Raw genomic sequence first — 22,584 nt, 5'->3', positions numbered from 1 at the left:
CTGCACTGGACTGTTTGTCCGAGCAGTGATCTTGGTGGTAAGCATAGGCCCGGGGCGCCGGCAGGGGATTGCGAAGATTGCTTGAATAAACACCACTTGCGCAATTTTTACCCTTGGATGGATAATCTTCCGCAATTAACCGAATAAAGGCCCGCTCGATGAGCAAACTCGACCGTTACGACCTGAGCATTCTGGCGGAATTGCAGCGCGACGCGCGTATCTCCAACCAGGAATTGGCCGAGCGCATCGGCTTGTCGCCCTCCCCGTGCTCCCGGCGGGTCAAGCAACTGGAGGACGACGGCTACATCACCCGCCAGGTCGCCCTGCTCGACCGCAAGATGCTGGGCCTGAGCCTGACGGCCTACGTGCTGATCGGCATGGACCGCCATACCCCCGATCGCTTCGAGACCTTCGAAGCCGCGATCCGCAGCCTGCCGCAAGTACTGGAGTGCAGCCTGGTGACCGGCATCGACGCGGACTACCAGCTCAAGGTGGTGGTGCCGGACATGGACCATTACCAGAAACTGTTGCTGGGGCACCTGACCCGAATCGAAGGGGTCACCAGCGTGCGCTCGAGTTTTGTGTTGAATCAGGTGCTAAACAGCACTGAATTACCGTTGACGCATCTGCGTAGCTAACCGCTTTCATGCCCATCTACTGTGGGAGCGGGCTTGCTCGCGAAGACGACGGCACATTCAACATTTTTGCTGATTGACAGACCGCTTTCGCGAGCAAGCCCGCTCCCACAGTCAATTCAAGCGCTGCTGAGTCCGAGTTCAGATGAACAGCTGCGACACACCGCCGCAGCCCAATCCTGCGCCCCGCCCCCATGCCTTATACTCGCCGCGCCTTTTCAATCCCGCCCACGCTGGAGTGCCCCGATGGATCCTGCTGTTTTCGAAGAGTGGATGATGACCGGCCTGGTCAGCATCCTGATCATTTTCATGGGTTTCATCGTCTGGGACCTGGCGAAGAAGTCCAAGGCCGGGCGCTTTGGCTCGTTTATCCTGTTTTTCGTGCTGGGCCTCGGCGTCGCGGCATTCGTCATCAAGAGCGTGGTGATCGGCCTGATCGAATCCGGCGCGTTATAAGCGCGCCTAGCACTTCCTTCCACTGGCCCTGGTCGAGCCCTTCGAGCGTCCAGTCACCGATCCTGACCCGCACCAGGCGCAAGGTCGGCAAGCCTACCGCGGCGGTCATGCGTCGTACCTGGCGGTTGCGTCCTTCACGTATGACCAGCTCCAGCCAGCTCGTCGGCACGCTCTTGCGAAAGCGCACCGGCGGGTTGCGCGGCCACAACTGCGGCTCCTCCAGTTGGCGGGCCTCGGCCGGCAGCGTCATGCCATCGTTCAATTCCACGCCATCGCGCAGGCGCTGCAGCTGTTCGTCGCTCGGCTCGCCCTCGACTTGCACCCAGTACGTCTTGGCCAGCTTGTGCTTGGGATCGGCGATGCGCGCCTGCAGTTGTCCGTCATTGGTCAACAACAGCAGCCCTTCGCTGTCGCGGTCGAGGCGACCGGCCGGGTAGATGCCGGGCACGTCGATGAAATCCTTGAGCGTCGCCCGCCCTTCGCCGTCGCTGAATTGCGTCAGCACATCAAAGGGTTTGTTGAACAGGATCAGCTTCGGCTCGGCCGGAGGCGCCTTGGCCACACGGCGCGGGGCGGAGGCTGGAGGCTTCGCGCCAGGGCGGCGGGAAACGGGACGTGGGGGACGGGGCATGGCAGCGACAACATCTAACGGTCAGGGCCGACCATGCTAGTGGCCCGACCGTTAAATGACCACCATCCGATCAGCGGAACGGCGGCTCGTCGAAGCTGCGCAGCTTGCGCGAGTGCAACGAATTGAGCTCGGTGCGCAGCAGGTCCACCGCCGCGATCCCGATCTTCAGGTGCTGGTTGACCGCCCGCTCATAAAAAGCGTTGGCAGAACCCGGCAGCTTGATCTCGCTGTGCAGCGGCTTGTCCGAAACGCACAGCAACGTGCCATAAGGCACCCGCAGACGATAACCCTGGGCGGCGATGGTACCGCTTTCCATGTCCACCGCCACCGCGCGGGACAGGTTGATCAACGGGCGCTCCTGGGCCCAGCGCAGCTCCCAGTTGCGGTCGTCGTAGGTCAGCACGGTGCCGGTGCGCAGGCGCTTTTTCAGCTCGTCGCCTTTCTCGCCAGTCACGTTCGCCGCCGCCTGCTGAAGCGCCAGTTGCACTTCGGCCAGGGCCGGGATCGGGATGTTCGGCGGCACCACCCGGTCGAGAATCCCATCGCGGCGCATGTAGGCGTGGGCCAGCACGTAATCGCCGATGGTCTGGGACTGCCGCAGGCCGCCGCAGTGTCCGATCATCAGCCAGCAATGCGGGCGCAGCACGGCCAGGTGATCGGTGATGTTCTTGGCGTTGGACGGGCCGACGCCGATGTTCACCAGGGTCACGCCGTGGCCGTCGCTGGCCTGCAAGTGATAGGCCGGCATCTGGTAGCGGTGCCAGACCACGCCGGCGGCGATGGCCGAGGCTTCGCCGTGGTCCATGTTCTTGTCGATGATCACGTTGCCCGGCAACACCATGCGCACGAAACGCGGGTCGCTGCGCAATTGCTCAAGGCCATGGACGATGAATTGGTCGACATAGCGGTGGTAGTTGGTCAGCAGGATCCACGGCTGCACATGGCGCCAGTCGCTGCCGGTGTAGTGCACCAACCGGCGCAGGGAGAAATCCACCCGGGCGGCGTCGAACAGCGCCAGGGGCAACGGGTCGGTGTTTTCCCAATCGTAGAGGCCATCGGCGATGCCATCGGTGGCGGCCGACAAGTCGGTGCTCGGGAACACCCGCGCCAGCACGGCGGCGGTGACACCGGAGCCAGCGAGCTCATCGCCCTGCTCAACCACGTACGGGTAAGGAATGTTCTGCTCGCTGACGCCCACCTCGACCGTGACGGTGAAGTCGTGCATCAACGGCACGAGCTGTTCCAGCAGGTATTTGCGGAACGCGGATGGATGAGTGACGGTGACACTGTAAGTGCCCGGCAACTGGACCTTGGCGTAGGCGCGGGTGGTTTGCGGGACTTCGCCGTGGCAATGGTAGGTCAGGCGCAGGGCCGGGTAGCGAAACAAGGCCCGTTGCTCGGCATCCGGCTCGATGCGGTCCTTGAGGTAGCGCTTGAGCGCCTGGTTCAGCGCGGTGGTCGCACGCTCATGCAGGGCCGCGAGACGATCCACGGCTTGTTCGGCGGTTTGAACGACAATAAACGCTTCGGTCACGATCAGCTTCCTGTGTTCTGACTTGCAGGCCTTCATCTTGCCTGCATCGTGGTCCGACGGGAACAGTGGCGTATTGGTTGATCTTTCGCGGAGCTTCTTGTGGGAGCGAGCCTGCTCGCGAAAGCAGTGTGTCAGACAACACAGAGGTTGAATGTACCGACGCTTTCGCGAGCAAGCCCGCTCCCACAGGGGCATGTGCCGACCTGAACCTTCTTAGAAACCCTGCGGACTCGAGCGCGCAATGATCGCCTCTACATTCAAGCCACGGGGCAATGCGCCGTAGACCCTGGCGCCGGATCCAAGGCGACTGGCAATAAAGGCATCGCTGACATCACTGTTCCCCGCTTCGAGCAGCAACCTCGCTTGCAGGCCTACGGCGATGTCTTCGGTCAATTGCCGGGCGCGGTACTGGATGTCGTCGGTGTCCTTGAACGCCGCGTGCAATTGGTCGATATGGGTGGCCAGGCGCTTGTCCCCATGACCGTCGCCCAGTTCGTTGAACAGCACTTCCAGCACGCCTGGCTCCTTGGACAAGGCGCGCAATACATCGAGGCATTGCACGTTGCCTGAACCTTCCCACGTCGAGTTGACCGGTGCCTCCCGATACAGGCGCGGCAGGATGCTGTCTTCGACGTAGCCGGCGCCGCCCATGCATTCGGCGGCTTCGTTGATCATTGCGGGGGCACGCTTGCAGATCCAGTACTTGCCCACCGCCGTCACCAGTCGGGCGAACTTGGCTTCGTGCTCGTCGTCCAGATGGTCCAGCGCCCGGCCCATGCGCAGGCTCAGGGCCAATGCAGATTCGCTTTCCAGCGCCAGGTCGGCGAGCACGTTCTGCATCAGTGGCTGTTCGCTCAAGACTTTGCCACCGACCTTGCGGTGCGCGCAGTGGTGACTGGCCTGGGTCAGCGCCTGGCGCATCAGGGCGCTGGAACCGACCATGCAATCGAAGCGGGTCATGGCGACCATCTCGATGATTGTCGGCACGCCCCGGCCCTCTTCCCCGACCATCCAGGCCAGGGCTCCGCGGAACTCCACTTCGCTGGACGCATTGGAACAATTGCCCAGCTTGTTTTTCAGCCGCTGGATGTAGAACTGATTGCGCGTGTCGTCCGGGCGATGGCGCGGCAGCAGGAAACAGGTCAGGCCCTTGTCGGTCTGGGCCAGGGTCAGGAACGCATCGCACATCGGTGCCGAGCAGAACCATTTATGGCCGACCAGTTCATAGGCCTGCCCCGGCCCGCTGGCGCCCACTGGAAAAGCCTTGGTGGTATTGGCCCGCACGTCGGTGCCACCCTGTTTTTCGGTCATCGCCATGCCCAGCGTGACGCCGGCCTTGTGGGCCATGCCGACGTTACGCGGGTCGTATTCGGTGGCGAGCACCTTCGGCACCCAGCGCTCGGCCAGGTCCGGCTGCAGGCGCAACGCCGGCACGCTGGCGAAGGTCATGGTCAAGGGACAACCGGTGCCGGCTTCGGCCTGGCTGTGCAGGTAAGTCATGGAAGCGCGGGCGACATGGGCGCCGGGTTGCGGATGAGCCCACGGCAGGCTGGGCAGGCCATGCTCGATGGCGGTGCGCATCAACTGGTGATACGCGGGATGAAACTCCACCAGGTCAATGCGATGGCCGTAGCGGTCATGACTGGAAAACACCGGTTTGTTCTGGTTGGCCAGGAACCCGGCCTCCATCAGCGGCCCACCCGCCAGCGCACCGTAGGCATCGATCCGCGCCTGCGCCCAACCGGCGCCGAAACGCTGCGACCACTGTTGCAGCGGCAGGTCGATGCGATACAGGTTGGCACCGTCCAGGGACGGCGGCTGATTGGTGACGTCGTGGGTTTCGGCGAACTGGTGCAGGTTCATGACGGGGCTCCTTGGTCGGCCAGCAGGGATTCAGTTAAGCATCGCCTCCTGATCGATCAAAGTGGCATACCCGCCTAAATATCGGCGCTTTCACCCTGTTTCGGACAAAGTACTCGCCGCTGCAAAACGGCTTGCAAAACCTCGAATTTCACCGGTTTGCCCAGATAGTCGATCAAGGCTCCCGAAGGGCAGCAAGCTGCATCATGACGCGGACTGGCTACCAGCACGGGCAAATCCTCGCAACCGGCCAGCGCCCGAATCTGGCAGCCGACTGACACGCCATCCTGGGGCGATGACTGGCAATCGAGGAGCACTGCGTCAAAACTTTCGACCTGCAGCACATCCAAGGCAGCCCGACCACTGTCGACGGTACGCACCCGGTAGCCCAGCTTGAGCAGCATGCCGCGCATGACCAACTGATCGATGTTGTTGTCATCCGCCAACAGCACTGTGCAATCCTGGGGCTCGCGCGAATCCCGGCGCCCGTTGAATGAAAAAGGGCTCGGGACACCCGCCGGCAACGCGATGTCGAACGCCACGTCCAGCTGGAAACGGCTGCCGCGCCCCGGCTCGGAGGTGTGGGTCAGCCGCCCGCCGAGCAATTCGACCAGTTGGCGGCAGATCGCCAGGCCCACACCGAGGCCGCCGTATTCGCGGGTCATCGAACCGTCGAGCTGGAAAAAGCGCTGGTACAAAGTTGCTTCGCCAAGGTCGGTAAAACCGATGCCGGTGTCGATCACGGCGAAGGACAACACCAGGCGATCGAGCTCCGACGGACGCCCGCTGACCCGCAACGCGACGCCCCCTGAGCGGGTGAACTTGATGGCGTTGTCCAGAAGGCATTCCAGGCACTGGGCCAGTTTGCCGCTGTCACCCAACAGCCGGTCTGCCAGGCCGGGGTTTATGTCGACCTTGAAATCCAGGCCCTTGGCCGCCGCGTTGGCACCGAACTGCACCTGCAACGCGTCAATCACACCGCGCAGGCTGAACGGCGCCGGGTAGACCTTGAGTTTGCCGGCCTGCAACTCGGTGAGCGTAAGGATGCCGTTGACCATGCGCATCATGTCCCGCGCCGAACCGGCGGCGGTCTGTTGGTACTGGGTCAACTCCTCGTCCATTTCGACGGTTTCCATCAACTCCAGCGAGCCGATCACGCCGTTCATCGGCGTGCGCAACTCATGGGTCAAGGTGGCGAGGAATTCATCCTTGAGTTTGTTGCCCTGGGCCAGTTGCTGGTTGAGCACTTCCAGTTTCTGCCCGGCGTCGAACAGCGTCTGGGCCTGCTGCTCGCGCATGGCGTTGATGCGGTCGGCCAGGGCGAGGGACAACAGCGCCACCTCGATGGCCGAGCCAATCTGGCTGGCGTACATGGTCAGGAAGATGTTCGGCAGATAACCGAGCACCATCATTGTGTTGACGATGCCGCCCAGCAGGAACGCCGACCAGGCGATGATGAAATAACGCGCGACCCGCAGGCCACGCCACCAGGCGAACAGCCCGGCGGCGAAAATCACCACGGTGAACACCAGCGCCAATGCGGTTGCCAGGCGCAACGCCAGGGCGTAACTGGTCATCAACGACAAGCCCACCACCACCGCGCCGTAGGCAATCAGCGCCAGCAGCAACCGGTCGAGCCAGCGACTGTGTTGCGCGGTCTGCAGGAAGCTGCGGGCGAACTGGCTGCCGAACAGGCCCGCGCAGCCGATGAAGAACGGCGTCGCGGCGTTGGCCCACCAGGGATTGTCCGGCCAGAAATATTCGACCGCCGCGCCATTGACCGACAATTGATACAGGCCGAACGAGGCAATGTAGAAGATGTAATACAGGTAGCTGGTGTCGCGCACGCTCAGGTAAATGAACAGGTTGTAGACCAGCATGCCCAGCAACACGCCATAAATGATCCCCAGCACATACAGGCGCAACGGCTGTTGTTCCAGATAAGCGGTGCTCGACCACAGCGTCAGTGGCGCCTGGATCGAGCCCTCGCTTTGCAGCCGCAGGTAGACGGTCTGGCGTTGATCGGGCTGGAAGTCCAGGCTGAACAGGTAATTGTTCTGGCGAATCTCGCGACGGGCGAACGGCAGCGCATCGCCCGTCTGGCGGACCAGGCGATACGCTCCGGTGCCATCGGCCAGATACAGGTCCAGGTGATCCAATGGTGGATATGCCAGCTCCAACAGCCAGGTCCGCTGGGCGCCGGGATTGCCCGGACGATAGTGCAAGTCGATTTTCAGCCAGAACGCCGAGCGTGAATAACCGGCGTTCAACGTGGCTTTGTCATGGGGTTTGAAGCGACCGGCCGCAGCCTGGGCCAGGACGTCATCGATGGAATCCGTGCCGCTGGCGTCTTCAAAGACTTGCAGGGCGTTGCCCAAGGGCAGGCTCTGGGTAAATTCATCGAATTCGAGGGCGCTTGCCAAGGGGGACAAGCACAACAGCAACATCAGCAAATAGCGCATTTAAGCCCCAGCGTGGCCTGTCCGGTTGAGTCAGGAAGCCCCCCATTCCCTGAGTAGACGTAACACCGGCATTACCTGTTATTGGTTGGATCCATCCCTAGCATAGCCGTTGATGGCCAATTTGCACCATGGAAATTTTTCCGACAAAAGGCTCTAGGACGGGCGTCTCAGCGCCAAGCATTGAGATAGAGCTGTTGCTTTGGTCAGGTCACAATTTCGTCGGCGCGGAGTTCTATTGTGGCGAGGGGATTTATCCCCGCTGGGCTGCACAGCAGCCCCAATAACTGTCGCCGCGGTATACCAGCCAGTTTGAATGGGGGCGCTTCGCACCCCAACGAGGATAAATCCCCTCGCCACAGATAAATCCCCTCGCCACAGACGACTTGCATCAACAGAGGTGCGCGCCGATCGGTGGGGTTTGGTGATAAGCTCGCGCACCATGAATATCTACAGCTCTCGCCCCGTTGTCCTCTGTCTCTCCGGCCACGACCCCAGTGGTGGCGCCGGCTTGCAGGCAGATATCGAAGCCCTGCTCGCCCAGGGCTGTCATGCCGCCCCGGCGGTTACCGCGTTGACCGTGCAAGACACTGTCAACGTCAGCGATTTCCGCGTACTCGATCGCGAGTGGGTGCTGGCGCAAGCCAATGCCGTGCTCAACGATTCGCCCGTGGCGGCGGTCAAGCTGGGGATGCTCGGCTCGCTGGAAATGGTCGACACGGTGGTCGAGCTGCTCCAGGCGCACCCCCATCTGCCGATGGTCTGCGACCCGGTGCTGCGCGCCGGTGGCGGTGGACGGCTGGGCAAGGATGAAGTCGGCTACGCCATGCGCGAACGCCTGCTGCCGCTGGCGATCATCGCCACGCCCAACCTGCCCGAAGCGCGCATCCTCGCCGAACTGCCAGAAGGCAGCGCCGATGAATGCGCCGAAAAACTGCTGCCCTTCGTCAAGCACCTGCTGATCACCGGCGGTCACGGCGACGAACATGAAGTCCATAATCGCCTGTACAGCCGCGATGGTCGCCGCGAAACCTTTACCTGCCAGCGCTTGCCTGGCAGCTACCACGGTTCCGGCTGCACCCTGGCCAGCGCCCTGGCCGGCCGGCTGGCCCAGGGCGAACAGCTCGTCAGCGCCGTCAAGACGGCGCTGGATTACACCTGGCGCACCTTGCGCGATGCCGAACAACTGGGCAAAGGCCAGTTCGTGCCGCGTCGCCTGCCGCTGGATTTCTGCTCGTAGCACCGGAGGCCTGTGGAATGAAATTACGTGGCCTTTACGCCATCACCGATAGCCAATTGCTGGCCGGCAAGTTCCTCGCTTATGTAGAAGCGGCGCTGGAAGGTGGCGTGACCCTGCTGCAATACCGTGACAAAAGCAGCGACGACGCCCGCCGCCTGCGGGAAGCCGAAGCCCTGCGCAACCTGTGCGAGCGCTACAAGACCCAGCTGATCATCAACGACGACGCCGAACTGGCCGCACGCCTGGGCGTCGGTGTGCACCTGGGCCAGACCGATGGCCCGCTGGCGCCGGTGCGGGCGCTGCTCGGCCACAAGGCGATCGTCGGCGCCACCTGTCACGCCAGCCTGGCACTGGCCGAACAGGCCGCCAGCGAGGGCGCCACTTATGTCGCGTTCGGGCGCTTCTTCAATTCCAACACCAAGCCCGGCGCGCCCAGCGCAACCCCTGAACTGCTCGAACAGGCCCACCGCACACTGCATGTTCCGGTGTGCGCCATCGGCGGTATCACCCTGGACAACGCTGCCCCGCTGGTGGCCCACGGGGTCGACCTGCTGGCGGTGGTCCACGGCCTGTTCGGCGCCGACAGCACCGCTGAAGTGACGCGCCGTGCCCGCGCCTTCAACGAACTGCTGCAGATCAAATAGTCTATTTTCCGTTTTCGAGATCCCAACCATGTCCCGTTCCGAAACCCTGTTTGCCAACGCCCAGAAACACATCCCCGGCGGCGTGAACTCGCCTGTTCGTGCGTTCAAGAGCGTCGGCGGTACCCCGCTGTTCTTCAAGCATGCCGAAGGCGCATACGTCACCGACGAAGACGACAAGCGCTACGTCGACTATGTGGGTTCGTGGGGTCCGATGATCCTCGGCCACAGCCATCCTGACGTGCTGGATGCCGTGCGCAAGCAGCTGGAACACGGCCTGTCCTACGGTGCGCCGACGGCGATGGAAACCGAAATGGCCGACCTGGTCTGCTCCATCGTGCCGTCGATGGAAATGGTGCGCATGGTCAGCTCCGGCACCGAAGCGACGATGAGCGCGATTCGCCTGGCCCGCGGCTACACCGGTCGCGACAGCATCATCAAGTTCGAAGGCTGCTACCACGGCCATTCCGACAGCCTGCTGGTCAAGGCCGGTTCCGGCGCGCTGACCCAAGGCGTGCCCAGCTCGGCGGGCGTGCCGGCGGCGTTCGCCAAACACACCCTGACGTTGCCGTTCAACGATCTCGAAGAAGTCGAGAAGATGCTCGGCGAAGTCGGCCAGGAAGTGGCCTGCATCATCGTTGAGCCGGTGGCCGGCAACATGAACTGCGTGCCGCCGGCGCCAGGCTTCCTCGAAGGCCTGCGCAGCCTGTGCGACCAGCATGGCGTGGTGTTGATTTTCGATGAAGTGATGACCGGTTTCCGCGTCGCCCTCGGCGGCGCCCAGGCCCATTACGGTGTGACGCCGGACTTGAGCACCTTCGGCAAGATCATCGGCGGCGGCATGCCGGTGGGCTGCTTCGGCGGCAAGCGCGCGATCATGGAGTGCATCGCACCGCTGGGCCCGGTCTACCAGGCCGGCACGCTGTCGGGCAACCCGCTGGCCATGGCTGCCGGCCTGACCACCCTGCGCCTGATCAGCCGCCCGGGTTTCCATGCCGAATTGACCGACTTCACCACGCGCCTGCTCGATGGCTTGCAGGTACGTGCCGATGCGGCGGGCATTCCGTTCGTCACCACCCAGGCCGGTGGCATGTTCGGCCTGTATTTCAGTGGCGCCGATGACATCGTGACCTTCGACGACGTGATGGCCAGCGACTCTGACCGCTTCAAGCGCTTCTTCCACCTGATGCTCGAAGGTGGCGTCTACCTCGCGCCGAGCGCGTTCGAAGCCGGCTTCACCTCCATCGCCCATGGCGACGCCGAGTTGAAGATCACACTCGACGCGGCCGAGCGCGCCTTCGCGGCGCTGAAATAAGCCTGTGGATAACTGACGCTGGCTCACACCAGCGTCAGCGATTGCCCATGTAACCCGCGTTGTTTTCCTACATATTTGCCCCATAAGCCGTTCCTGCCGTTCCATCGCAGCAGAAAAACGAGTAAAGACTTTGTAAGGATGGCCCCGCTTATTTCATAATGCGCGCTTATTGGATCCCCCGGAGGGTCCACGCGCCCCTCAGAGGTAAGTCGATTCCCATGAACCGCACCGGCCGCACCCTTGCCCTGGGCTGCCTGTTGCTCCTTCAGCCCCTGCTCGCGAATGCACAGGCAGGCGGTAACTCGTTGTTGATCCCGGCGATGGGCCGTTGCACGCTCAACACCCAGCCACAAGATCTCGCACCGGCACTCGACGCCTGTCGAAAAGCGGCCGACGCGGGCGACGCGCAAGCGCAATACGAGTTGGGCGAGTTCTACTACGACGGCAAGGCCGCGCCCCGCGACCTCAAGCAAGCCCTCAGCTACTTCGAAAAAGCCTCGCTGCAAGGCCATGCCCAGGCGCAATACAAGCTGGGTGGCATGTTCTTCCATGGTGAAGGCGTGCCGGCCAACAATGTCCAGGCTTATATCGTCTTGAAGATGGCGGCGGTCAACGGCGCTGAAGAGGCATTGGACACCGCTGATGAAGTCGCCGAGCAGATGCCCCGCGACGAACTCGAAGTGGCGACCCAGGTGCTGGGGCAGATCTTTCGCAAATACCTGATGGAATTGCAGAACGCCGATGGGCGCACACCCTTCTCGCCGCTGCCCTGAATCCACCACGGTCCCCTGTGGCGAGGGAGCTTGCTCCCGCTGGAGTGCGAAGCGCTCCCAGAAATCTTAGGGCCGCTTCGCAGCCCAGCGGGGATAAATCCCCTCGCCACAAAAGCTCCCTGGCAAAAACCGGGGCTTGAGGTTTACTTCTCAGGCATCGGCATCGGAAACGGCATCACATTGCCGACCGCGCCGCGGGCTTCGCTGATTTTTGGCGTGCCGAGGCGCTCCACCTCATCGATGCGCACGATCGAATGCATTGGCACGAAGCTGCGCACCACGCCTTCGAATTGTGCCTTGAGCTTTTCTTCGCTCGGGTCGACGACCACTTGCGTGCGCTCGCCAAAGACGAATTCCTCGACTTCCAGGAAACCCCACAGATCACTTTGATAGATCTGCTTGGCGTACATTTCGAACACCTGGCCCTGGTTGAGGAAAATCACCTTGTAGATTGGAGCTTCACGTTTGGTCATGGCTGGCGAAACACATCGGCGGGTAAAAAATGAGGGCGCGAACTATAGCATAGCCACTGCTCGCACAGCGGTAGGAACAGCGGGACTTGTTCCCTATAATGCGCGGTTCTTTGAATCACGTGATGAACCCGTCCATGGCCAAGAAGCTTTACATCGAAACCCACGGTTGCCAGATGAACGAGTACGACAGCTCGCGCATGGTCGATCTGCTGGGCGAACACCAGGCCCTGGAAGTCACCGCCCGCGCCGAAGACGCGGACGTGATCCTGCTCAACACCTGTTCGATCCGCGAACGTGCCCAGGACCGGGTGTACTCCCAACTGGGCCGCTGGCGCGAACTGAAGCTCGCCAACCCGGAGATGGTCATCGCCGTGGGCGGTTGCGTGGCCAGCCAGGAAGGCGCGGCGATTCGCGATCGTGCACCGTACGTGGACGTAGTCTTCGGCCCGCAGACCTTGCACCGCCTGCCGGAAATGATCGACGCCGCGCGCGTAACCAAATTGCCGCAAGTCGACGTTTCGTTCCCCGAGATCGAAAAATTCGACCACCTGCCCGAGCCGCGTATCGACGGTCCCAGCGCCTATGTCTCGGTGATGGAGGGCTGCAGCAAGTACTGCACGTTCTGCGTAGTGCCCTATACCCGCGGCGAAGAAGTCAGCCGGCCGTTCGACGACGTGATCGCTGAGATCATCCATCTGGCGGAAAACGGCGTGCGCGAAGTGACCTTGCTGGGGCAGAACGTCAACGGCTATCGCGGCCTGACCCACGATGGGCGCCTGGCGGACCTCGCCGAACTCATCCGCGTAGTAGCGGCGGTAGACGGTATCGACCGAATCCGCTACACCACGTCCCATCCGCTGGAATTCTCCGACAGCCTGATCCAGGCCCACGCCGAGGTCCCCGAGCTGGTCAAGCACCTGCACTTGCCGGTGCAATCGGGCTCCGACCGGATCCTCGCCGCCATGAAGCGCAACCACACAGCGCTGGAGTACAAATCCAAACTGCGCAAATTGCGTGCGGCAGTGCCGGGCATCTGCATCAGTTCGGACTTTATCGTCGGTTTCCCCGGCGAAACCGAGAAAGACTTCCAGCAAACCATGAAGCTGATCGAAGACGTGGGCTTCGACTTCTCCTATTCTTTCGTCTACAGCCAACGCCCCGGGACCCCGGCGGCCGATCTCGCGGACGAAACCCCGGAAGAAGTCAAAAAGGAACGACTCAACGCCTTGCAGCACCGCCTGAACCAACAGGGTTTCGAGATCAGCCGACAAATGGTCGGTTCGGTCCAGCGGATCCTGGTCACCGATTACTCGAAAAAAGACCCGGGTGAATTGCAGGGCCGCACCGAGAACAACCGCATCGTCAACTTCCGTTGCGACACGCCGGCCTTGATCGGCCAGTTCGCCGACGTGCACATCGACGCCGCGCAACCGCACTCGCTGCGTGGTTCGCTGGTCCAGTAACAACACAATCCCATGTGGGAGCGAGCTTGCTCGCGATAGCGGTATCACAGCCAATACTCAGGTTGAATGTGGGGCCGCCATCGCGAGCAAGCTCGCTCCCACAGTGGCCGTGGCAAGCCCTGTGATCAGATTCGCCCGTTTAAGAGCTTTCGCACCCAGCCTACTGGCGTTATCCTTGATTTCACCTTAATTGCCCCTGGGCGGCTAAAAACGACCTTGAACGCACCCATCGAACCTCATCGTTTCATACTCGAGCCCTTTGAGGCTCGCCGCTTCGCCAATCTGTGCGGGCAATTCGACGAGCACCTGCGCTTGATCGAACAGCGCCTGGCCATCGAGATCCGCAACCGCGGGAACCAGTTCGAGCTGATCGGCGAACCCAAGCACACCTCCTCCGCGGAAAACCTGCTGCGCCGCCTCTATCGGGAAACCAAGGCGAGCGAGCTGTCTCCGGACATGGTCCACCTGTTCCTGCAGGAATCGGCGGTCGAAGAACTCGACAACCACGCCCCTTCCGAACCTGCGGTGGCCCTGCGCACGAAAAAAGGCATGATTCGCCCACGCGGCTTGAATCAGCAGCGCTACGTGAAGGAAATCCTGGCCAACGACATCAACTTCGGCATCGGCCCGGCCGGTACCGGCAAGACCTACCTGGCCGTGGCCTGCGCCGTCGATGCGCTGGAGCGCGAACAGGTACGACGCATCCTACTGGTGCGTCCGGCCGTCGAAGCGGGCGAAAAGCTCGGCTTCCTGCCCGGCGACCTGGCCCAGAAGATCGACCCCTACCTGCGCCCACTCTATGACGCGCTGTACGAAATGCTCGGTTTCGAATACGTCGCCAAGCTGATCGAGCGCCAGGTCATCGAGGTCGCGCCGCTGGCCTACATGCGCGGTCGCACGCTGAACAACAGCTTCATCATCCTCGATGAAAGCCAGAACACCACGGTCGAACAGATGAAGATGTTCCTGACGCGGATCGGCTTCGGCTCCACCGCCGTCATCACCGGGGACATCACCCAGGTCGACCTGCCCCGTGGCACCAAGTCCGGACTGAACCACGTGATCCAGGTCCTCAAGGACGTGCCGGGCATCAGCTTCACGCATTTCATGCCCAAGGACGTCGTGCGCCATCCGTTGGTGCAGCGCATCGTCGAAGCCTACGAGCGTTTCGAGCATCGCGCCGAGGAAGAGCTGGCCGACAGCAAAGGCAATGGCCGCAATGCTTGAACTCGACCTGCAACTGGCCAGCGACCACACTGCCCCCAGCGAGGCCCTGTTCCGCCAATGGTGCGAGCTGGCCCTGCGCCAGCGCAGCGCCGATTCGGAGCTGACCATTCGCTTGGTGGACGAACCCGAAGGCCGTGAACTCAACCGCACCTGGCGACAGAAAGACTACGCAACCAACGTGCTGTCCTTCCCCGCCGACGTTCCCGACGAGTTGCTCGACATTCCATTGCTGGGCGACCTGGTGATCTGCGTCCCGGTGGTGGAGCGTGAAGCCGCCGAGCAAGGCAAGTCCCCGGAAGCCCATTGGGCACATCTGGTCATTCACGGCTGCTTGCATCTATTGGGTTACGACCATATAGAAGATGACGAAGCCGAGGAGATGGAAGGACTGGAACGGACGTTGCTTGCCGAACTGGGGCATCCCGACCCTTACGCCGACGACGAACATTGATACATCAACTGTAACGACAAAGGATTCAGAGTAATCGCTATGAGCGAAGATCGATCGACCAACGGGCATAAGTCATGGCTGGGCAAGCTCACCCAGGCTTTTGCCCATGAGCCGAAAAACCGCCAGGAGCTGCTTGAGCTGCTGCGCGATGCACACCAGAACAAACTGCTGGACAGCGAAGCGCTGGCCATCGTCGAGGGCGCCATCCAGGTCGCTGACCTGCAAGTGCGGGACATCATGGTCCCGCGCTCGCAGATGATCAGCATCAAGGCGACCCAGACACCCCGCGAGTTCCTGCCCGCCGTGGTCGACTCCGCCCACTCGCGCTACCCGGTCGTCGGCGAAAGCCATGACGATGTCATGGGCGTGCTGCTGGCCAAGGATCTGCTGCCGCTGATCCTCCAGGAGAACGGCGACAGCTTCAACATCAAGGACCTGCTGCGTCCGGCCACCTTCGTGCCCGAGTCCAAGCGCCTGAACGTTCTGTTGCGTGAATTCCGCGCCAACCACAACCACATGGCCATCGTCATCGACGAATACGGCGGCGTGGCTGGGCTGGTCACCATCGAAGACGTGCTCGAACAGATCGTCGGCGACATCGAGGATGAGCATGACGTCGAGGAAGACAGCTACATCAAGCCACTGCCCAGCGGCGACTTCCTGATCAAGGCGCTGACGCCGATCGATAGCTTCAACGAGTTTTTTGACAGCGAATTTTCCGACGATGAGTTCGACACCGTCGGCGGCCTGGTGATGAGTGCTTTCGGACACCTGCCCAAGCGCAACGAAACCACCGAGATCGGTTCCTGGCGCTTCCGCATCCTGAATGCCGACAGCCGCCGGATTCATCTGCTGCGCCTGTCACCCATTGCCCGTTAAACCCTGCGAGACCCGCTAAGGATTCAAATGCGCTGGATAACCCGCCCCGGCTGGCCCGGTAACCTGCTGGCCGTGGCGGCCGGCGCGATCACCACCCTGGCCCTGGCGCCCTTCAATATCTGGCCGCTGGCATTGCTGGCGGTCGGGCTGTTCTATGCGGGCTTGCGCGAGCTCTCGCCACGCCAGGCGCTGGGACGTGGCTGGTGTTTCGGTTTCGGCCTGTTTGGCGCGGGCACCAGTTGGATCTATGTCAGCATCCATAACTTCGGTGGCGCCTCGGTGTTGCTCGCCGGGTTGCTGATGCTGTTGTTCATCGCCGCCATCGCCTGGTTCTTTGCCCTGCCCGCCTGGCTCTGGGCACGTTGGCTGCGGCGCAGCGAAGCGCCCTTGGCCGATGCCCTGGCGTTCGCCGCGCTGTGGCTGGGCCAGGAGGCGTTTCGCGGCTGGTTCCTGACCGGTTTCCCCTGGCTTTACTCCGGCTACAGCCAGCTCGACGGCCCACTGGCCGGCCTCGCGCCGCTGGGTGGGATGTGGCTGATTTCCTTCACCCTGGCCCTGACCGCCGCGCTGCTGTACAACGCGCCCCGGCTGGTGCGGTCCGGGCGCAAAGGCTTCATCGTCGCGGGCGTGGCGCTGTTGGTTGGCCCATGGCTCGCCGGCATGGCGCTTAAAGGGCATGCCTGGACCAGTCCTTCGGGCGATCCGCTGAGCGTCGCCGCGATCCAGGGCAATATCGAACAAAGCATGAAATGGGACCCGGAACAGCTCAACGCCCAGTTGGCGCTGTACCGCGACATGAGTTTCACCTCCAAGCGTGTCGACCTGCTGATCTGGCCGGAAACCGCCGTGCCCGTGCTCAAGGAGTCCGCCCAGGGCTACCTGGACATGATGGGCAGTTTTGCCGCCGAGCGGCACTCGGCGCTGATTACCGGCGTGCCGATTCGCCAACTGGTGCGCCACGAAAAACGCTACTTCAATGGCATCACCGTAACGGGTGAAGGCGACGGGACTTACCTCAAGCAAAAGCTCGTGCCCTTCGGCGAGTACGTGCCGCTGCAGGACCTGCTGCGCGGGCTGATCGCGTTTTTTGACCTGCCCATGTCGGATTTTGCCCGTGGCCCGGCTGACCAGCCGTTGCTGCAGGCCAAGGGATACCAGATCGCGCCCTTTATCTGCTATGAGGTGGTCTACCCGGAATTCGCCGCCAGCCTTTCGGCGCGCAGTGATTTGTTGCTGACCATCAGCAACGACACCTGGTTCGGCACCTCGATCGGCCCGTTGCAACACCTGCAGATGGCGCAGATGCGTGCGCTGGAGGCGGGTCGCTGGATGATTCGCGCCACCAACAACGGCGTCACCGGCCTGATCAACCCGTTTGGCCAGATCACCGCCAGCATCCCGCAATTCGAACGCGGCATCCTCTATGGCGACGTGGTGCCGATGCACGACCTGACGCCTTACCTGCAATGGCGCTCGTGGCCGCTGATCATCTTGTGCGTGTTGCTGCTGGGCTGGGCGCTGATGGCAGGGCGGATGGCCAAGACCGTTTAAGACTTGGCGATTGCCTTTGTGGCGAGGGGATTTATCCCCGCTGGGGTGCGAAGCGCCCCCTCTCAAACTGTCTGACACACCGCTGCCTCAGGCTTTTAGGGCTGCTTCGCAGCCCAGCGGGGATAAATCCCCTCGCCACATTAAATCCTCTCCGCACAGATGGATGCCGCTTGCCGCAACAGCGCTCAGCGGTAGAACAACCAATACCCCACCAGTCCCACCGCTTCATTCATCAGCTGCCCCGACTGCCAGATCGACTTGAATTCCGGCATCCAGCCGCCCAGTGGCCGGGCATTATCCTGGCCCAGGAAGCCCACCGGCGCCGGGATTACCTCGAAACCTGCCCGTTCGAAACTCCAGACCGCCCGTGGCATGTGCCAGGCCTGGGTCACAACCACCACGCGCTTCACCCCTTCGGGCAGCAAAATCTGCGCGCTCATCTGAGCGTTTTCCCATGTCGTGCGGCTGCGCTCCTCCTGCCAACGCACGGTCACGCCGAAGTCGTCGAGCATCGAGTCGGCCATCAGCTTCGCTTCGCTGGGCGGAGTGCCGTAGTGCAGGCCACCGGTAGTCAGCACCGGCAAACCGGACGCCTTGGTCAGCCGCGCGGCATAACGCTGGCGCTCCAGGCCGATACCGGTGGGCTGGTCGGCGCCCCACGCCAGGTCGCCGCGCTCACGCCCCGAACCCAGCACCACAATGGCGTCGGCGCGCTGGGCCAGGGTCGCCCATTCGCTGCGCAGCAGCGGCGGTTCGCGCTCCAACGCCCTGGCACTCCATTGCACCACCACCGGCAGGCTCAATAGCCAGAAGCCCCCCAACCCCGCGGCGAAACACACCCGGGCCAGGCGCGGCCGGGAGTGACGCCACCACCAGGCAAGCGCCAACAGCAGTAGAAGAATGCCGGGCGGCAATAAAAGTTGTTTGATGAAATAGCGAAACGGCATCGGGCATCTCCATAGATGCCCGAAGCCTAGGTGGGTTGACGCAAAGCGACAACAGATTCCAAAAACATCGAATCAAAAAAAAGCGACACGCGTGAATCCGGCGTTACTTGAACTGCAATGACCGGACCTTTACAGCATCCTTGTCGGGCGTCCGGTCCTTTAGCCAGACAACTTTGGCCGAACGGGGCGCATCGAGACGCTTGTTTGCCTGGGCCCCGCTTGCAGGTCCCTGGTGCCCGACCTGCTCAAGGTAGGCCTTGACCAGTTCGAACTCTGCGGGGCTCAAGCCGCGCAGTTCCAGCTCTGCCGGGCGTTCATCACGCAAGCGACCGGCGGTTCTTGCAGCGTCCAGGGCCACCCCGAGACGATCGATCAGTTTTTCGTATAACTCAGGTGTAGCGACTTTTCGTTGTGATTCAACCATCCCTCACCTCATTGAAGATAAGACTCACTCCCCATTGAGAAGCTTAGCTTCGCTGGGCAAACCGGCAGCGCGCCGCGACCAACGGCCCTGAACACCGGTCGTCGGCGAAGGTCTGCAAGGCTCGGCAATGGTTCGGCAGCAATCAGGGTTTCCCTCGGCAGAGCGCGGTCATGTATGCTACGGCGCTTCCTGTAACTCCACTTCCTGCTTGGCTGGGCATCGAAAACGCCGCATTCGGCGTCATCTGCGTCCAGCATGGCAACGAAGAGGATTGGGCCACCCCATTCAGTACAAAAGTAGCCATGCACGAACACTACCAGCCCCGTGAAATCGAAGCCGCCGCCCAGTCGTTCTGGGACGAGCAAAAGTCCTTTGAAGTCAGCGAACAGCCAGGCAAGGAAACTTACTACTGCCTGTCGATGTTCCCTTACCCCAGCGGCAAGCTACACATGGGGCACGTGCGCAACTACACCATCGGCGACGTGATCTCCCGCTACCAACGCATGCAAGGCAAGAACGTCCTGCAACCCATGGGTTGGGACGCCTTCGGCATCGCCGGCGGAAAACGCCGCGATGAAGAACAACGTGGCCCCCGCCAAGTGGACCTACGAAAACATCGCCTACATGAAGTCCCAGCTGCGCAGCCTGGGCCTGGCGGTGGACTGGTCCCGCGAAATCACCACCTGCAAGCCTGATTACTACCGCTGGGAACAATGGCTGTTCACCCGCCTGTTCGAAAAAGGCGTGATCTACCGCAAGAACGGCACCGTGAACTGGGACCCGGTGGACCAGACCGTACTGGCCAACGAGCAAGTGATCGACGGCCGCGGCTGGCGCTCCGGCGCGCTGATCGAAAAGCGCGAGATCCCGATGTACTACTTCAAGATCACCGCGTACGCGGATGAACTCCTGGAGAGCCTCGACGAGCTGACCGGCTGGCCCGAGCAGGTCAAGACCATGCAGCGCAACTGGATCGGCAAGTCCCGGGGCATGGAAGTGCAGTTCCCGTACGACGTCGCCTCCATTGGCGAAGCCGGCACCCTGAAAGTCTTCACCACCCGTCCGGACACCCTGATGGGCGCGACGTATGTCGCTGTGGCCGCCGAGCATCCGCTGGCGACCCTGGCAGCGCAGAACAACCCCGAGCTGCAGGCGTTCATCGCCGAATGCAAGGGCGGCAGCGTCGCCGAAGCCGACGTTGCCACGCAGGAGAAGAAAGGCCTGCCGACTTCACTGTTCGTCGAGCACCCGCTCACCGGCGAGAAACTGCCGGTGTGGGTCGCCAACTACGTGCTGATGCACTACGGCGACGGCGCGGTCATGGCCGTTCCGGCCCACGACGAGCGCGATTTCGAGTTCGCCCACAAGTACAACCTGCCGGTCAAACCGGTCGTGCGCACCAGCGCCGGCGACCAGACCCCGGCACCTTGGCAAGACGCCTACGGTGAGCACGGCGAGCTGATCAATTCCGGTGAGTTCAACGGCCTGGATTTCGCCGGCGCGTTCGATGCCATCGAAGTGGCCCTGATCAAGAAGAACCTCGGTGCCTCGCGCACCCAGTTCCGCCTGCGTGACTGGGGCATCAGTCGCCAGCGCTACTGGGGCTGCCCGATCCCGATCGTGCATTGCGACACCTGCGGCGACGTACCGGTGCCGGAAGATCAACTGCCGGTGGTCCTGCCGGAAGACGTCGTACCCGACGGCGCCGGTTCGCCCCTGGCGCGCATGCCCGAGTTCTATGAGTGCAACTGCCCGAAATGCGGTGCACCGGCCAAGCGCGAAACCGACACCATGGACACCTTCGTGGAGTCCTCGTGGTACTACGCGCGCTACGCCTCGCCGCACTTCGAAGGCGGCCTGGTGGAAAAATCCGCGGCCGACCACTGGTTGCCGGTGGACCAGTACATCGGCGGCATCGAACACGCCATTCTCCACCTGCTCTACGCGCGTTTCTTCCACAAGCTGATGCGCGACGAAGGCCTGGTGAGCTCCAACGAGCCGTTCAAGAACCTGCTGACCCAAGGCATGGTGATCGCCGAGACTTACTATCGTCGCGAAGCCAACGGTGCCTACACCTGGTTCAACCCGAGCGACGTCGAACTCGAACGCGACAGCAAGGCCAAGGTCATCAGCGCCAAGCTGATCGCCGACGGCCTGCCGGTGGAAATCGGCGGCACCGAGAAAATGGCCAAGTCGAAGAACAACGGCGTCGACCCACAGTCGATGATCGACCAGTTCGGCGCAGACACCTGCCGCCTGTTCATGATGTTCGCCTCGCCGCCCGACATGAGCGCCGAATGGTCCGACTCGGGCGTCGAGGGCTCGCACCGCTTCCTCAAGCGCGTCTGGCGCCTGGCCCAGGCCCACGTCACCCAGGGCCTGCCGGGCAAACTGGACGTGGCCAGCCTGAACGACGAGCAGAAAGCCGTTCGCCGCGCGATCCACCTGGCCATCAAGCAGGCCAGCCATGACGTCGGCCAGAACCACAAATTCAACACCGCCATCGCCCAGGTGATGACGCTGATGAACGTACTGGAAAAAGCCGCCCAAGGCACCGAGCAGGATCGCGCGTTGATCCATGAAGGCCTGGAGGCGGTGACGCTGCTGCTGGCACCGATCACTCCGCACATCAGCCACGAGTTGTGGAATCAACTGGGTCACGCCGACCCGGTGATCGACGCCCGTTGGCCGCTGGTGGACGAAACCGCGCTGGTGCAGGACAGCCTGACCCTGGTCATCCAGGTCAATGGCAAGCTGCGCGGCCAGATCGAAATGCCGGCCGCCGCCACTCGCGAAGAAGTCGAAGCCGCGGCGCGTGCCAATGAGAACGTGCTGCGCTTTGTCGATGGCCTGACGATCCGTAAAGTGATCGTCGTGCCCGGCAAGCTGGTCAATATCGTCGCAAGCTAATTGGATCAGGCGACCGGGCCAGGGGCCCGGCGCCGAACATGACCTGCGGGGCCGCACGCTCGGCCCATGGGTTTCAAGGGGAGCAACAAGATGATCAAACGTAATCTGCTGGTTATGGGCCTCGCGGTCCTGCTGAGTGCCTGCGGCTTCCAACTGCGCGGTACCGGCAGCACCGACCTGGCCATCACCGAGCTGGACCTCAGCGCACGCGATGCTTATGGCGAAACAGTAAAAGCATTGCGCGATGCGCTGGAAAACAGCGGCGTGAAGGTCCACAGCGGTGCGCCGTACAAGCTGGTCTTGACCCGCGAGCAGCAAAACCAGCGCAGCCTGAGCTATGCCGGTGCCGGTCGTTCAGCCGAATATGAGCTGAACAACGTGCTGAACTATCAAATCCGCGGCCAGAACGACCTTGTGTTGATGGACGACAAGCTCCAGGTGCAAAAAGTCTATCTGCATGACGGCAACAACATCGTGGGTTCCGATCAGGAATCCAGCGAAGTACGCGAAGAAATGCGCCGCGACATGGTTCAGCGCATGATGCTGCGCCTGCAGCAACTGACACCCGCCCAGCTGGAGCAATTGCAGCAGACCGCCGACGCCAAGGCCAAGGCAGAAGCCGACGCTCTGGAAGCGGCACGCAAGGCTGAGGCGGAAACCCCGCAACAGTCGCCGATGCAAATTCCAGCTCAATAAGCCTTGCGGGGCGCCTTGG

21 protein-coding genes are annotated in these 22,584 nt (G+C 62.3%); 14 read left to right on the top strand and 7 right to left on the bottom strand.

The window, feature by feature from the left end; all coding sequences use genetic code 11:
* The first annotated feature begins 158 nt into the window (after nt 1-158).
* Together AB4N42_RS07190 and AB4N42_RS07185 are read left to right on the top strand one after the other, a co-directional pair.
* The gene (locus AB4N42_RS07190) at nt 159-638 is read left to right on the top strand and encodes an Lrp/AsnC family transcriptional regulator (protein ID WP_030140349.1); all 480 of its coding nucleotides are present in this window, start codon (nt 159-161) and stop codon (nt 636-638) included.
* A 243-nt stretch (nt 639-881) separates the two neighbouring features.
* Nucleotides 882-1,091: a DUF2788 domain-containing protein gene (locus AB4N42_RS07185; protein WP_003185724.1), complete on the top strand. Its 210-nt coding sequence runs from the start codon at nt 882-884 to the stop codon at nt 1,089-1,091.
* Here the strand turns inward: AB4N42_RS07185 and AB4N42_RS07180 are convergent.
* The 4 genes from AB4N42_RS07180 to AB4N42_RS07165 all read right to left on the bottom strand — a co-directional run bounded on the left by AB4N42_RS07180 (nt 1,048) and on the right by AB4N42_RS07165 (nt 7,578).
* The gene (locus AB4N42_RS07180; RefSeq protein ID WP_460116377.1) at nt 1,048-1,653 is read right to left on the bottom strand and encodes a pseudouridine synthase; all 606 of its coding nucleotides are present in this window, start codon (nt 1,651-1,653) and stop codon (nt 1,048-1,050) included. The genes AB4N42_RS07185 and AB4N42_RS07180 overlap by 44 nt on opposite strands.
* A 139-nt stretch (nt 1,654-1,792) precedes the next feature.
* Nucleotides 1,793-3,292 carry an AMP nucleosidase gene (amn, locus tag AB4N42_RS07175; protein ID WP_187293326.1) on the bottom strand — a complete coding sequence of 500 codons (1,500 nt, stop codon included), beginning with the start codon at nt 3,290-3,292 and terminating at the stop codon, nt 1,793-1,795.
* Nucleotides 3,293-3,469: 177 nt separating this feature from the next.
* The gene (locus tag AB4N42_RS07170; RefSeq protein ID WP_030140352.1) at nt 3,470-5,119 is read right to left on the bottom strand and encodes an acyl-CoA dehydrogenase family protein; all 1,650 of its coding nucleotides are present in this window, start codon (nt 5,117-5,119) and stop codon (nt 3,470-3,472) included.
* 74 nt (nt 5,120-5,193) lie between these two features.
* Nucleotides 5,194-7,578, bottom strand: a complete 2,385-nt coding sequence (locus tag AB4N42_RS07165; protein WP_460116020.1) for a hybrid sensor histidine kinase/response regulator — start codon at nt 7,576-7,578, stop codon at nt 5,194-5,196.
* 439 nt (nt 7,579-8,017) lie between these two features.
* Between AB4N42_RS07165 and AB4N42_RS07160 the strand changes: the two genes are divergently transcribed.
* From AB4N42_RS07160 to AB4N42_RS07145, 4 genes are all read left to right on the top strand, one after another.
* On the top strand, nt 8,018-8,815 hold the full coding sequence (locus tag AB4N42_RS07160) for a hydroxymethylpyrimidine/phosphomethylpyrimidine kinase (RefSeq protein ID WP_460116019.1): 798 nt from the start codon (nt 8,018-8,020) through the stop codon (nt 8,813-8,815).
* A gap of 17 nt (nt 8,816-8,832) precedes the next feature.
* A complete protein-coding gene (gene thiE / locus AB4N42_RS07155; RefSeq protein ID WP_460116017.1) occupies nt 8,833-9,459 on the top strand; it encodes a thiamine phosphate synthase in 627 nt (208 codons plus the stop codon).
* Between the two features lie 28 nt (nt 9,460-9,487).
* The gene (gene hemL / locus AB4N42_RS07150; RefSeq protein ID WP_030140356.1) at nt 9,488-10,771 is read left to right on the top strand and encodes a glutamate-1-semialdehyde 2,1-aminomutase; all 1,284 of its coding nucleotides are present in this window, start codon (nt 9,488-9,490) and stop codon (nt 10,769-10,771) included.
* A gap of 218 nt (nt 10,772-10,989) precedes the next feature.
* Nucleotides 10,990-11,544, top strand: a complete 555-nt coding sequence (locus AB4N42_RS07145) for a tetratricopeptide repeat protein (RefSeq protein ID WP_030140357.1) — start codon at nt 10,990-10,992, stop codon at nt 11,542-11,544.
* Between the two features lie 143 nt (nt 11,545-11,687).
* Here the strand turns inward: AB4N42_RS07145 and AB4N42_RS07140 are convergent, their stop codons facing one another.
* Entirely contained in the window at nt 11,688-12,017 is a 330-nt protein-coding gene (locus tag AB4N42_RS07140) for a DUF1820 family protein (protein ID WP_003185742.1), read from the bottom strand.
* A 134-nt stretch (nt 12,018-12,151) separates the two neighbouring features.
* Here AB4N42_RS07140 and miaB point away from each other — a divergent pair, with 134 nt between their 5' ends.
* The 5 genes from miaB to lnt all read left to right on the top strand — a co-directional run bounded on the left by miaB (nt 12,152) and on the right by lnt (nt 17,588).
* The gene (gene miaB, locus AB4N42_RS07135) at nt 12,152-13,480 is read left to right on the top strand and encodes a tRNA (N6-isopentenyl adenosine(37)-C2)-methylthiotransferase MiaB (RefSeq protein ID WP_030140358.1); all 1,329 of its coding nucleotides are present in this window, start codon (nt 12,152-12,154) and stop codon (nt 13,478-13,480) included.
* Between the two features lie 216 nt (nt 13,481-13,696).
* Nucleotides 13,697-14,707: a PhoH family protein gene (locus AB4N42_RS07130; protein ID WP_030140359.1), complete on the top strand. Its 1,011-nt coding sequence runs from the start codon at nt 13,697-13,699 to the stop codon at nt 14,705-14,707.
* Nucleotides 14,700-15,158 (top strand): rRNA maturation RNase YbeY, encoded by a 459-nt coding sequence (gene ybeY / locus AB4N42_RS07125; RefSeq protein WP_030140360.1) that lies wholly within the window; start codon nt 14,700-14,702, stop codon nt 15,156-15,158. Before AB4N42_RS07130 ends, ybeY begins: the two co-directional genes overlap by 8 nt.
* Nucleotides 15,159-15,197: 39 nt before the next feature.
* Nucleotides 15,198-16,037, top strand: a complete 840-nt coding sequence (locus AB4N42_RS07120) for an HlyC/CorC family transporter (protein WP_030140361.1) — start codon at nt 15,198-15,200, stop codon at nt 16,035-16,037.
* Nucleotides 16,038-16,064: 27 nt separating this feature from the next.
* The gene (gene lnt, locus AB4N42_RS07115; RefSeq protein ID WP_217860397.1) at nt 16,065-17,588 is read left to right on the top strand and encodes an apolipoprotein N-acyltransferase; all 1,524 of its coding nucleotides are present in this window, start codon (nt 16,065-16,067) and stop codon (nt 17,586-17,588) included.
* A 185-nt stretch (nt 17,589-17,773) separates the two neighbouring features.
* Here lnt and AB4N42_RS07110 read toward each other — a convergent pair whose 3' ends face one another.
* Nucleotides 17,774-18,535, bottom strand: a complete 762-nt coding sequence (locus AB4N42_RS07110; protein WP_217860398.1) for a YdcF family protein — start codon at nt 18,533-18,535, stop codon at nt 17,774-17,776.
* Between the two features lie 103 nt (nt 18,536-18,638).
* Nucleotides 18,639-18,959, bottom strand: a complete 321-nt coding sequence (locus tag AB4N42_RS07105; RefSeq protein WP_198796720.1) for a hypothetical protein — start codon at nt 18,957-18,959, stop codon at nt 18,639-18,641.
* A gap of 170 nt (nt 18,960-19,129) precedes the next feature.
* On the opposite strand from AB4N42_RS07105, the gene AB4N42_RS07100 reads away from it, so the two are divergent.
* The 3 genes from AB4N42_RS07100 (at nt 19,130) to AB4N42_RS07090 (ending at nt 22,565) form a co-directional block, all read left to right on the top strand.
* On the top strand, nt 19,130-19,654 hold the full coding sequence (locus tag AB4N42_RS07100; protein ID WP_460116016.1) for a class I tRNA ligase family protein: 525 nt from the start codon (nt 19,130-19,132) through the stop codon (nt 19,652-19,654).
* The gene (gene leuS / locus AB4N42_RS07095; protein ID WP_460116376.1) at nt 19,545-21,869 is read left to right on the top strand and encodes a leucine--tRNA ligase; all 2,325 of its coding nucleotides are present in this window, start codon (nt 19,545-19,547) and stop codon (nt 21,867-21,869) included. The genes AB4N42_RS07100 and leuS overlap by 110 nt, the downstream gene beginning before the upstream one ends.
* Nucleotides 21,870-21,959: 90 nt before the next feature.
* Complete coding sequence (locus tag AB4N42_RS07090; RefSeq protein WP_030140366.1) at nt 21,960-22,565, top strand: LPS-assembly lipoprotein LptE; 606 nt, start codon at nt 21,960-21,962, stop codon at nt 22,563-22,565.
* Nucleotides 22,566-22,584: the final 19 nt, after the last annotated feature.

Source organism: Pseudomonas sp. H2_D02, assembly GCF_054677635.1.
This window is presented reverse-complemented; position numbering and strand designations above follow the sequence as displayed.

Coding starts and splice junctions, on each gene's coding strand:
- AB4N42_RS07190 (WP_030140349.1), top strand. CDS start 159: ATGAGCAAACTCGACCGTTACGACCTGAGCATTCTGGCGGAATTGCAG.
- AB4N42_RS07185 (WP_003185724.1), top strand. CDS start 882: ATGGATCCTGCTGTTTTCGAAGAGTGGATGATGACCGGCCTGGTCAGC.
- amn (WP_187293326.1), bottom strand. CDS start 3,292: ATGAAGGCCTGCAAGTCAGAACACAGGAAGCTGATCGTGACCGAAGCG.
- AB4N42_RS07170 (WP_030140352.1), bottom strand. CDS start 5,119: ATGAACCTGCACCAGTTCGCCGAAACCCACGACGTCACCAATCAGCCG.
- AB4N42_RS07165 (WP_460116020.1), bottom strand. CDS start 7,578: ATGCGCTATTTGCTGATGTTGCTGTTGTGCTTGTCCCCCTTGGCAAGC.
- AB4N42_RS07160 (WP_460116019.1), top strand. CDS start 8,018: ATGAATATCTACAGCTCTCGCCCCGTTGTCCTCTGTCTCTCCGGCCAC.
- thiE (WP_460116017.1), top strand. CDS start 8,833: ATGAAATTACGTGGCCTTTACGCCATCACCGATAGCCAATTGCTGGCC.
- hemL (WP_030140356.1), top strand. CDS start 9,488: ATGTCCCGTTCCGAAACCCTGTTTGCCAACGCCCAGAAACACATCCCC.
- AB4N42_RS07145 (WP_030140357.1), top strand. CDS start 10,990: ATGAACCGCACCGGCCGCACCCTTGCCCTGGGCTGCCTGTTGCTCCTT.
- AB4N42_RS07140 (WP_003185742.1), bottom strand. CDS start 12,017: ATGACCAAACGTGAAGCTCCAATCTACAAGGTGATTTTCCTCAACCAG.
- miaB (WP_030140358.1), top strand. CDS start 12,152: ATGGCCAAGAAGCTTTACATCGAAACCCACGGTTGCCAGATGAACGAG.
- ybeY (WP_030140360.1), top strand. CDS start 14,700: ATGCTTGAACTCGACCTGCAACTGGCCAGCGACCACACTGCCCCCAGC.
- AB4N42_RS07120 (WP_030140361.1), top strand. CDS start 15,198: ATGAGCGAAGATCGATCGACCAACGGGCATAAGTCATGGCTGGGCAAG.
- lnt (WP_217860397.1), top strand. CDS start 16,065: ATGCGCTGGATAACCCGCCCCGGCTGGCCCGGTAACCTGCTGGCCGTG.
- AB4N42_RS07110 (WP_217860398.1), bottom strand. CDS start 18,535: ATGCCGTTTCGCTATTTCATCAAACAACTTTTATTGCCGCCCGGCATT.
- AB4N42_RS07105 (WP_198796720.1), bottom strand. CDS start 18,959: ATGGTTGAATCACAACGAAAAGTCGCTACACCTGAGTTATACGAAAAA.
- AB4N42_RS07100 (WP_460116016.1), top strand. CDS start 19,130: ATGTATGCTACGGCGCTTCCTGTAACTCCACTTCCTGCTTGGCTGGGC.
- AB4N42_RS07090 (WP_030140366.1), top strand. CDS start 21,960: ATGATCAAACGTAATCTGCTGGTTATGGGCCTCGCGGTCCTGCTGAGT.